This window comes from Hydrogenimonas sp., assembly GCF_029933015.1.
Classification (GTDB): Bacteria; Campylobacterota; Campylobacteria; order Campylobacterales; family Hydrogenimonadaceae; genus Hydrogenimonas.
The window spans coordinates 1-9,729 of the sequence record NZ_JAOZOZ010000059.1; the positions used below are offsets into that span (position 1 = coordinate 1).

11 protein-coding genes and 1 pseudogene are annotated in these 9,729 nt (G+C 59.7%); 3 read left to right on the forward strand and 9 right to left on the reverse strand.

What is annotated here, in order from left to right; genetic code table 11:
- The coding region (locus Q1K23_RS05445; protein WP_300363091.1) for a putative sulfate exporter family transporter at positions 1-276 on the forward strand (276 nt) is incomplete at its 5' end.
- Positions 277-288: 12 nt separating this feature from the next.
- Here the strand turns inward: Q1K23_RS05445 and Q1K23_RS05450 are convergent.
- Both Q1K23_RS05450 and Q1K23_RS05455 read right to left on the reverse strand, forming a co-directional pair.
- Positions 289-933 carry a hemolysin III family protein gene (locus Q1K23_RS05450; RefSeq protein ID WP_300363092.1) on the reverse strand — a complete coding sequence of 215 codons (645 nt, stop codon included), beginning with the start codon at positions 931-933 and terminating at the stop codon, positions 289-291.
- Positions 930-1,931: a dipeptide epimerase gene (locus tag Q1K23_RS05455; RefSeq protein ID WP_300363094.1), complete on the reverse strand. Its 1,002-nt coding sequence runs from the start codon at positions 1,929-1,931 to the stop codon at positions 930-932. The genes Q1K23_RS05450 and Q1K23_RS05455 overlap by 4 nt, the downstream gene beginning before the upstream one ends.
- A 466-nt stretch (positions 1,932-2,397) precedes the next feature.
- Between Q1K23_RS05455 and Q1K23_RS05460 the strand changes: the two genes are divergently transcribed.
- Positions 2,398-2,748 (forward strand): hypothetical protein, encoded by a 351-nt coding sequence (locus Q1K23_RS05460; RefSeq protein ID WP_300363096.1) that lies wholly within the window; start codon positions 2,398-2,400, stop codon positions 2,746-2,748.
- 209 nt (positions 2,749-2,957) lie between these two features.
- Entirely contained in the window at positions 2,958-3,704 is a 747-nt protein-coding gene (locus Q1K23_RS05465) for a hypothetical protein (protein WP_300363098.1), read from the forward strand.
- 4 nt (positions 3,705-3,708) lie between these two features.
- Here the strand turns inward: Q1K23_RS05465 and Q1K23_RS05470 are convergent, their stop codons facing one another.
- The 7 genes and pseudogenes from Q1K23_RS05470 to Q1K23_RS05500 all read right to left on the reverse strand — a co-directional run.
- Positions 3,709-4,842, reverse strand: coding sequence for a DUF819 family protein (locus Q1K23_RS05470; RefSeq protein ID WP_300363099.1), 1,134 nt, complete (start codon positions 4,840-4,842; stop codon positions 3,709-3,711).
- Entirely contained in the window at positions 4,839-5,522 is a 684-nt protein-coding gene (locus tag Q1K23_RS05475; protein ID WP_300363101.1) for a peptidoglycan recognition family protein, read from the reverse strand. The genes Q1K23_RS05470 and Q1K23_RS05475 overlap by 4 nt, the downstream gene beginning before the upstream one ends.
- A 4-nt stretch (positions 5,523-5,526) precedes the next feature.
- On the reverse strand, positions 5,527-7,032 hold the full coding sequence (locus Q1K23_RS05480; protein ID WP_300363103.1) for a YifB family Mg chelatase-like AAA ATPase: 1,506 nt from the start codon (positions 7,030-7,032) through the stop codon (positions 5,527-5,529).
- A gap of 1 nt (position 7,033) precedes the next feature.
- The gene (def, locus tag Q1K23_RS05485) at positions 7,034-7,567 is read right to left on the reverse strand and encodes a peptide deformylase (protein WP_300363104.1); all 534 of its coding nucleotides are present in this window, start codon (positions 7,565-7,567) and stop codon (positions 7,034-7,036) included.
- A gap of 13 nt (positions 7,568-7,580) precedes the next feature.
- Complete coding sequence (locus Q1K23_RS05490; RefSeq protein WP_300363105.1) at positions 7,581-8,585, reverse strand: diguanylate cyclase; 1,005 nt, start codon at positions 8,583-8,585, stop codon at positions 7,581-7,583.
- A gap of 15 nt (positions 8,586-8,600) precedes the next feature.
- A complete protein-coding gene (gene clpP, locus Q1K23_RS05495; protein WP_300363106.1) occupies positions 8,601-9,188 on the reverse strand; it encodes an ATP-dependent Clp endopeptidase proteolytic subunit ClpP in 588 nt (195 codons plus the stop codon).
- Positions 9,185-9,729, reverse strand: a pseudogene (locus Q1K23_RS05500) (trigger factor); the annotation flags it as partial. The gene clpP and the pseudogene Q1K23_RS05500, both read right to left, overlap by 4 nt.

Sequence of the window (9,729 nt, forward strand, 5' to 3'; positions counted from 1 at the left end):
TTCATCGGCATGGCGGGCGTCAACTCCCTGATTCAGGGATATGTCGAAAGCGGCGCGAGCGAGAGTATGGCCCAGACGATACAGAGCACCATCGCCAACATCAACGCCGTCGACACTTTTCTGCTCACGATGGCGATGACGGCGCTGGGGATGGGGACGCGCTTCGCCAAATTCAAGGGTCTGGGTCTGGCGCCTCTCTACGCCGCCAGCGCCATGTTCGCATGGCTGGTGATCGGCGGCTACTTCATCACCAAGGGGGTCGTCGCCGTTTTCTGATAGGCCCTCGGCCTATCCTTTGATCAGCAGAAATACGGTGAAGTAGTGAAACACGCTGCCGCCGAGCACGAAGAGGTGCCAGATGGCGTGGTTGAGCCTTATCGACTCTTTCGCGTAGAAGTAGATTCCCAGAGTGTAGATCAGGCCGCCGGTGAAGAGCCAGATGGCGGGAAGCCATCCCGCGTGGGCGACGAGAGGTTTCCATGCGATGACGATCAGCCATCCCATCACGGCGTAGAGGATGAGCGAAAACACCTCGAAACGTTTGGGAAAAAAGATTTTCAGCGAGATTCCTGCCAATGCCATACTCCAGACGACTCCGAAAAGTATCCATCCGAAAACTCCCCGCACACCCAGTAGTACGACGGGCGTGTAGGTCGATGCGATGAGCACGTAGATCGCTACATGGTCGAAGGTCTGCAGAATCGTTTTGATGCGCCGGTGCGTGATGGCGTGATAGAGGGTCGAAGCCCCGTACATCAGAATGAGGCCGACACCGAAGACGATGCTCGTGAGGATTTTTGTCGTATCGCCGCTCACGGCTGCCAGCGTCACCAATACGCCGAAACCGAACGTACTCAGAAAGAGGCCGAAGCCGTGGGAGATGGCGTGCCAGATCTCTTCGACGATGGAGAAGTCGTTGACATCCCGTTTCATCCGGCCTCTTTCAGATAAAGTCTGTTTCCGGAAACCGCGACGCCACACTTTTCAGGCAGTTTTTCGTAGAGCAGCGGGCTGTCGAGATCGGTGTAGCGTATCGTCCGCGGGAAAACGGTCGCCAGATGGATCGCCGCTTCGATCGAGGCCGGGGTTTCGAGCATGGAACCCATCATGCATTCCACACCGTTGCTTTCGCACCACGCCAGTATCTCTTTCGCTTTGGCGAGGCCGCCGCACTTCATCAGCTTGACGTTGACCATGTGGGCCGCTTCGGTTTCGATGATCTCTCTGACTTGTGCCAGTGTGAAGGCCGATTCGTCGGCCAGGATCGGTATGGGACTTTCGGCGGTGAGGCGGCGCATCCCCGCCAGATCTTCGGCCTTCAGCGGCTGTTCGATCAGTTCGATCCCCAGAGGCGCGATAGTTTCGATGAGACGCAGCGCCTCCTTCTCCTCCCAGGCCTGGTTGGCGTCTACCAGGATTGTCGCATCGGGTGCCGCCTCCCGTACGGCCCGGATACGCTGGAAATCCTTTCCGTCTCCGCCGCCCACTTTGACTTTGAGAATGTCCAGCCCCTTTCGCAAAAAATCCTGTGTCCGCTCCCCCATCGTTTCGGGAGCCTCCAGGCTCACCGTCACAGCGGTCTCCACCCCGGAGGGTTCTCCGGCGCCAAGATATCGCCATAGAGGTATCTCCGCCTTTTGGGCGAAGAGGTCGTGCAGGGCGATATCCAGGCACGCTTTGGCGCTGGTGTGGCCGCAGAGTCTCTCGTGCAGGAGTCGCTGGGCCTCTTCCATCGTCAGCGGCTTGTGCAGAAGCGGCGGCAGCAGTACATTTTGCAGACTGTTTCGGATGTCTTCCAGCGATTCCCCGGTGATCGCGACGGTCGGCGGCGCTTCGCCGATGCCGCGGCGTCCGCTTTCGTCGAACAGCTCCAGTCGCACCGCTACGGCGTCGTCGACCCGTCTCAGGGCCGTAATGAAGGGAATTTTCAATGAAATATGAACGAGCGTTAATGTAAAATCTGTAAGGGTTATTGTCATAAAGAGCATTGTAGCGAATCTTTTAACTTGATGATTCTAAACAAAAACCGATATTATCTATCGATATTGATCGGAATGGTTAAGAGATGCGCGGGATTTTCGTTTCCGTCATAGCGCCGTTTGTTTCGCAGGGGAGGATGCCGTGATGGCCGATGAGGTTCGCCTGGCCTGCCCCGCCGACAGGGAGGCGCAGATCTTGCGATTTTACGGGATGGCGGCGCTCGGGGGCTTTGCCTTATGGGCGGTGTGGCGGAATGTCGGCGTCGATCCGGCGGCCTGGCCGCTCTTTTGGGGGCTGTTGTTGGTAATAGGTGTTGTCGCTTTCGGAAAGCTTTGGACCTTTTGGCGGATGGATAGTGCCCTTTTGAGGGGCGATGCGCTCGAGCTGCGTCGAAACGGCCGGACGGTGGAGCAGGTAATGATAGCGGACCTTGGGCTTCGAATCGGCACCGACATCCGCGGGCGCAAGGAGGTGACGCTCTACGACCTTGGCCGCAGACGGCTGCTTTTTGTCTGTAAAGAGGGGGAGGCAAAGCCGCGGGAGCTCGAGAGTTTTGTGACGGCGCTGCTTGCGCGCGGCGGCGGCGATGCAGCGCTCTACAAAGAGGGAACTTACGGGGAGGCGGTGCCCCTGGGCGGTGAGAGGTCCGTCTCGGTGGGCTTTGTGCAGAAGCGCTACTATTTCGGCTACCTTGGCTACGGGTGGCTGCGCTACCTGGTCGCGGTGCTGGCGGTGATAGGAACGCTTTTTGTTTTGGGGGCCCGGTAGTGGCACGACGGCAAAGGCGCGGGGCATGAGCGTCTGGGTGCTGATGTGACCTTTGTGGCGGTGGCGGCTGCTGCACGAGTGCCAGATTGGCGACGAGTCTTTCGACGAAACGGTCTTTGTGGAACCCATCTCAAAAATTCCCATGTCCGGTTACGGAAGCGATTTTGCCCGAGGCTTTCAAAAGCCATGCCAAAAAAGGAGAAAGTAGTGTGAATCGGTTTTTCAAGTTCGGGGTCTTTTGGGTCCTGTCGGTCATGCTTATGCTGGGCGGCTGCCTCTCGGGCGGCGGCGAGGAGATCCCAAAAGAGGGGCTGCGCGGGAACGGAAATGTGCTGAGAGTCAAAGGCACGCTCGATCCGCGGCTGAAGCTGAGCTTTCTCGTCACCTACCGCCCCAGAGGCGACGACGACTCCTGCAAGGACCACCTGGACGTGGGTACAGGGCTAAGACGCGCCTCTTTGAAAGAGGAGGTCGTCAGGGCGCGAAGCGACGGGAAGGGAGGCTACGAGGTCGCCATACCCGTCAAAGCGAAAGAAGGGAGCCAAAAGTGCCCCTACGAGCTGGTGGGCGTGAGCGTACGGGTCGCGTGCGCTTTAAATAAGCTTGCGGGCCGGTACGCCGAGTTTCCGGTGCTCACCGACACCCCCATTCTGATGAACCTGCACGAGGGGCATGCGAGCATGAACCTGCCCGGGCAGTTCGCTCGCTCGAAAAAGCGCTTCTACCGGATCCCCGAAGGCAGCCGCGTCTCGTGCCGGACGGAACGGTTCCTCAAAGGGGGTAAAACGATAGGTGTGAGCTTCATCTGCGAACTGGACAAGGCGGGAGAGGTGGAGGGGCTAGAGAGCTTTCCCGAAAATGAAACGGTCCATATCGATTTTACGGTGGACGACAAGGCGAGCGCGCGGTACGAGTATGCCCAGAAAACGCCCGAGCCTTTTTGTACCGTGAAGTAGGCGCTCAGCCGGCGAGACGCTGCAGTATATACCCCACCGCCAGGCCGCCGAAAGTGCCCACCAGGTAGCCCATCACGGCCATGAGTACCGCCACGGGGGCGAGGCTTTTGTGATAGGCGGAGGCGAGGATGGGGGCGCTGGCGACGCCGCCGATGTTGGCCAGCGATGCGACACCGATGGCAAAAAGATCGAGGCGAAAGAGTCTGGCGGCGGCTATCAGCAGAGCGGCGTGCAGGGCGAGGATGGCAAAGCCCGCGGCGAGGTAGTGGGGGATGGACGAAAGATCGCCGAACTCTGCCCTCGAGCCGATGAGGGCCACCAGCAGCAAAAGCATCGTGCCGGCGATCTCCTGCGAGCCGTTGATGCGTGAGAGGGGGGTGAAGCTACCGGCGACGCCCAGTGCCGTGGCGATGAGAACACTCCAGGTCGTCGTGCCCAGCCCCGGGAGCCTGGCGGCGGCCCACTGGGAAAAGAGCGCGACGACAAAAGCGGTGCCCAGCAGCAGCCAGTAGCGCCTTGGGCCGATGGTGCAGGCGCACCCCGGCCCGGCATGGGCCTGAGAGCTCTGTGCAGCCCCGCTCCAGCGGGCGAAGCGGCCGGCGAAGGGGACGAGGGCCAGCAAAAAGGCGACCCAGAGGCTGTAGCAGACCGCGTCCACCGCCAGGGCGTAGCCCATGGCCGCATCGTCCACGCCGAAGGCGCTGCCCACGGCCAGCATGTTGGCGGTGCCCCCCATCCAGCTGCCCGCCAGCGCGGCGAACATCCCCGCCTCCTTCGCCCCGAAACCAAAGAGTGCGAAAACGGTGACGAAGGCGGCTATGATGGAGAGCGTCGCCGAGGCGTAGGCAAGCAGAAGCCTGGGGCCGAGCTTGAGAAAGCGGCGCAGGTCGACGGTAAGCAGCATCAAAAAGAGCATGGCGGGCAAAAGATTGGATTTGGCGGTTTTGTAGACGGCGCCAAGCGCATCGGAGCGCTCCCAAAGCCCCAGCTGCGCCGCCGCCATCGCCGAGGCGTAGATGAGCACCACCGCCGGCAGGTAGTCGAACATAAAGCGTGCCCTGTGCCATCGCTCGGCGATACCGAACACCGCGGCGATCAGGGCGACGGAGAGGAGGTAGCCCAGCGGTGTGGTGATCATGGCTCGGCGCGTAGATTGTGGACCAATCTGCGCAGATCTTTCATGAAGCGTTCGGAGGGATCGTGCTTTTCGGTCCGGTAGGCGGGGTTCTTCTCTTTCCAGAGGGGGGAGTTTTCGAATTTGCGGTATTCGTAGTGGCCGATGAGGTATTTGATGGTCGGATACTTCGTAGCCAGATAGAAGACCAGCTCCGCGTCGGCCTTGAGCTGCGCTTTCGTCAGGTCGTCCGCACCCTCCGCGCCGCCGACGTTTTCGATGCCGATGGCACACCAGTTGAGCCCGATGACATGGCGGGCCATCGCGGTTTCGGGCATCAGGCGGTAGATGGTTCCGTCTCGGTCGACGAGGAAGTGGGCCGAGACATTGAGGGCCGACGCGCCGGCGATGTCGCCGCGGGATGCGGGGAGCCGCTCGGGATCGAAAGCCCGGAAGGCTTCGTCGGCCGTCTTCGTCGCCGTATGGTGGACGACGACGATGCGGGGAGTGATCGTCGTGTCGTTGGCGTCGATGCCGTAGTGCTCTTTCATGTAGGCCAGGGTCAGGGCTTTGCGCTCGGGGCCGAAGCGGATGGGCCTCTCCACGATGTCGGGCGTTTTGGGGGAGAGATAGAGCGGAAAGAGCGCCGCGGCGAGAATCAGCAGCGCCGCGGCGCCGAGCGGATAGAGCAGGGAGCGGGGCATGCGGTCATCTCCTACGGAAGCTCAGGGCTTCCAGCAGGTGGGATTTTTCGATCGTGTCGGCGCCCTCCAGATCGGCGACGGTACGGGCCACCTTTTTGACGTTGGCGACGGCGCGGTGGCTGAGGCCGAAGTTCTGTACCGCCTTGAGGAGGATCGTATCGGCTTCCGGAGAGAGGCGGCAGAAGGTTTCGATCCCCTTTTCGTCCAGCTTGCCGTTGGGGCTTTTCTGGCCCCTCTCCATCTGTTTCGCGAAGGCTTCGATGACCTGCGCGTGCATCGAGGCCGAATCGACGGAAGGGCGGTCATGGGGATCGCTCTCCTGCATCTGCACGTAGATCTCGATGCGGTCGAGCAGCGGATCGGAGAGGCGGGATTTGTAGCGTCTGATCTCCAGGTCGCTGCAGCGGCAGGGATGGACGGTGCTGAGCAGGTTGCCGCAGGGGCAGGGGTTCTGGGCGGCGACGAACATGAAGCGTGTCGTGTACTCGACCTTGGCGTTGACCCGGGAGATCAGGACCCGGTGGTCCTGCAGGGGTTCTCTCAGGGCTTCGAGGACGCTTTTTTGGAAGTGGGGAAACTCGTCGAAAAAGAGGATGCCGCCGTTGGCCAGGGCCACTTCGCCGATGCGCGCGCGGCTCGTGCCTCCGCCGAAGATGCTGGGCTTGCTGGCCGAATGGTGCGGGGCACGCCACGGCCTGCGGGGTTCGAAGGAGGGCTCTTCGTCGCCCAGCAGGGCGTATTGTGTCGCCTGGAGAATCTCCTCCAGACGCATCGGCGGCAGTATGTGGCGGATGCGCTTGGCGATCATGCTCTTGCCGCATCCGGGGGATCCTTCCATCAGGAGGTTGTGCATGCCCGCCGCGGCGATCAGGGCGGCCCGTTTGGCCACCTCCTGCCCTTTGACTTCCGCGAAATCCTCCGGATAGTCGCGAAGCGTGTAGAAGGTCTCGCCGGCGATTTCGAGCCTCTCTCCCGGGATCGGGGCGGCGTCGCCGAGGGTCGGTTCCGCTTCTTTTTTGCAGACGGCGATCGCCTCGGTCAGATTCTCGACGCCTATGTAGGAGATGCCGGGGATCAAAGAGAGTTTTTCCAAAGAGGCTTTCGGCACCATCGCTCTGGTGACGAGACCCTGGTTTTTGAGCGAGAGGAGGATCGGGAAGATGGAGCGGGTCTCCTTGAGGGCGCCGTCGAGGCCCAGCTCTCCGAAGACGAAAAGATCCTCCATCTCCACCGACTCGTTCTGCAGGGCGATGACCAGCGCGATGGCCAGGTCCATGTGGCTGCCCGATTTCTGGAGGTCGGAGGGGCTGAGATTGACGGTGATCTTGAGGGGAGGAAAGGAGAAGCCGCCTGTCAGGAGGGCCGACTTGACACGCTCTTTGGACTCCTGGATCGAGGCGCTTCCCAGCCCGACGATACCGAAGGCCGGAAGCCCTTTGGTGAAGGTGGCCTCGACGTCGACCGGTTTGGCGTCCAGCCCGTCGAGGGTGGCGGAGAGGAGGTGCTTCACGTCAGGAGGCTTTGCTTTTTTCTTTGAGCTCTTTGAGTTTTTTCTTCCACTCTTTTTCGAACTTCTTGCGTTTCAGAAAAGAGAGTTTCTCGATGAAGAGATGGCCGTCGAGGTGGTCCATCTCGTGCTGGAAGGCGATGGCGAGCAATCCGTCGGTCTCGATCTCCTTCTTTTCGCCGTGACGATCCTGGAACTCGACACGGACCCATTCGGCCCGCTCCACGTCGTCGTAGTATTCCGGGACGCTCAGGCACCCTTCTGTGTAGGTGGTGGAGCCCTTTTTCTCGAGAATGACCGGGTTGATCACCTCGATCAGGTTTTCGGGGTACTGGTTGCCCTCCTCGTCGGGGAGGTTGATCAGCAGGGCGCGGATCGGTTCGCCCACCTGGATGGCGGCCAGGCCGATGCCGTTGCTGGCCATCATCGTCTCGTTCATGTCGTCGAGGAGTTTGTGAAGTTTCGCGTCGAACTCCGTCACCGGATGACTCTGCTGTTTCAGCCGTTTGTCGGGATAGACGAGAATCGGTAGTTTCATCGATGCTGCTCCGCTAGATTTCTACATCCTGCGGACAGATGCCGCAGGGTTCGTCGAGTTTTTTGGCGATGTCGAGTGCGTCGAGCGCGCAGACGATCGTCTGTTCGATCGACCGGTCCAGATCGATGCGCGCCACGCCGATGTCGACGTCGAGCATGATCTCCTCGTCGCCGACGAAGAAGTTGGTGTTGCCCACCAGGTCCTTGAGCCGGTCGGCCGCCATCTGGGCGTTGTCCAGGGAGGTGTGGCGCATCAGTATCGCGAAGACCCCCCCTTCGTAATGGGCGACGATGTCGCTCCGGCGGGATGTTTTGAGAAGAAGCCTCGCGACGGTTCGAAGCACCAGGTGCTGGACTTTCGGGCTTTTGAGCTTTCCGATCACCTCCTCCGCCGCACGGACGAGCATCAGGGTGCTCTCGTGGTGGAACTCCTTGATCAGCTTCTCCTCCTGCTTCATCTTGCGAAGCAGGTAGTTTTTCTTGTAGACGCCGTAGCGCTCGTCGTGGATGGCGTGCTCCTGCACCTCCTGGACCATTTCGCTCGTGGCGGCATAGGTCTCTTTCAGTTCCGCCGCATCTTTTTTGATGATCTGCAGCATGGTCTGTATATCTTTTTTCGTCGATTCCAGCAGCGTGTTCATGGAGCTTTTGTCGGCGATGGCCTCGGCCTCGAAAGCCCGCTTTTCGACGACGGTCTCGAGATGTCTGAGGTTTTTGTAGATGAGATTGATATGCTGGAGAAACTTTTTGACGTTGGAAAAGGCTTCCTTGAGGTGCTGTTCGAGAAGACCCTGATGATCGTCTTCGCCACCGTCTTCGAGCTCCAGAAGTTTCAGGATGCGTTTGCGAAACTGCGGCGGTTTGTTGTCGAGAAGCTTGTCGAAATAGGCGTCGAAGTTGGAGGGCGTGGGCGGTACGCCTTCACGGATCATCGCATCCATGACCTCTTTGGCATACTTCTCCAGATCGCTTGTAGGCTCGCCAAGGTCATGTGCTCTGTATCGTCCGCCACGCTCCATCGTCCGTCCTGTCTCTTATTTGAAGCTTCGTTTGAGAACTTCGTCGATCAGACCGTACTCTTTGGCCTCTTCCGCACTCAGGAAGAAGTCGCGTTCGGTATCTTTCTCGATCGTGCGGACCGTCTTGCCCGTACGGTCGGCCATGATCTTGTTCAGGTACTTTTTGAGACGAAGTATCTCTTTGGCCTGGATTTCGATGTCGGTCGCCTGTCCCTGCGCTCCGCCCAGAGGCTGGTGGATCATGATGCGGGAGCTCGGAAGCGCGTAGCGCTTGCCCGGCGCCCCGCAGGCGAGCAGGAAAGCGCCCATCGAAGCGGCCTGTCCTATACATATCGTCACAATGTCGGGTTTGATGTAGTTCATCGTGTCGTAGATCGAGAATCCGCTCGTGATGACACCGCCCGGTGAGTTGATGTAGAGGTAGATATCCTTGTCGGGGTCTTCCGCTTCGAGAAAGAGCAGCTGGGCGACGATCGAGGAGGCGACGGCGTCGTCGATCGGGCCGCTGAGCATGATGATGCGGTCTTTGAGCAGTCTCGAGTAGATATCGTAGGAGCGCTCGCCGCGCCCGCTCTTTTCTATGACGAATGGAATGTAGCTCATGCTTCTTCTTTTTCGGTAGTCTCTTCTTTGTTCTCTTTCTTGTCGTTGAGGAGCTTCGTCAGCAGACGGTCCTCGATCATCGCCATCTTGATGGCCGGCAGGAGGTTCTGCTTCTGGTAGTACTCGAAGGTCTGCTGGGGATCCTGTCCCATGCTCATCGCTTCGTAGTAGATGGTCTGCATCATCTCCTGATCGCTCACATCCACGCCCTCTTTGCGGGCCAGCGCGTCGACGATGAAGGTGGCCTTGACGCTTTTGGCCGCATCGCCGCGAAGCTCTTCACGAAGCTCTTTGACCTTCTCTTCGTTTTCACGCAGTTCGGCCAGCTCCTCTTCGCTCATCTGCTGGACTTTGTTTCGCAGGGCCATTTCGACCTCCTGCTCCACGACGCTCTCGGGCAGGTCGAACTCGAAAGTCTCCACCAGCGCCTCGACCAGTTTGGGTTTGAGCTCTTCGTTGTAGAGTTTGCTCAGCTTTTCGCTGCGAAGCTGCTCTTTGATCTCCTTTTCGAGATCGGCGAGGGTCGCGTCCTCTTTGCCCA

Excerpts from the sequence above, each read along its gene's own strand:
- Q1K23_RS05450 (WP_300363092.1), bottom strand. The coding sequence starts at position 933 with ATGAAACGGGATGTCAACGACTTCTCCATCGTCGAAGAGATCTGGCAC.
- Q1K23_RS05460 (WP_300363096.1), top strand. The coding sequence starts at position 2,398 with ATGATAGCGGACCTTGGGCTTCGAATCGGCACCGACATCCGCGGGCGC.
- Q1K23_RS05470 (WP_300363099.1), bottom strand. The coding sequence starts at position 4,842 with ATGATCACCACACCGCTGGGCTACCTCCTCTCCGTCGCCCTGATCGCC.
- Q1K23_RS05475 (WP_300363101.1), bottom strand. The coding sequence starts at position 5,522 with ATGCCCCGCTCCCTGCTCTATCCGCTCGGCGCCGCGGCGCTGCTGATT.
- def (WP_300363104.1), bottom strand. The coding sequence starts at position 7,567 with ATGAAACTACCGATTCTCGTCTATCCCGACAAACGGCTGAAACAGCAG.
- Q1K23_RS05490 (WP_300363105.1), bottom strand. The coding sequence starts at position 8,585 with ATGGAGCGTGGCGGACGATACAGAGCACATGACCTTGGCGAGCCTACA.
- clpP (WP_300363106.1), bottom strand. The coding sequence starts at position 9,188 with ATGAGCTACATTCCATTCGTCATAGAAAAGAGCGGGCGCGGCGAGCGC.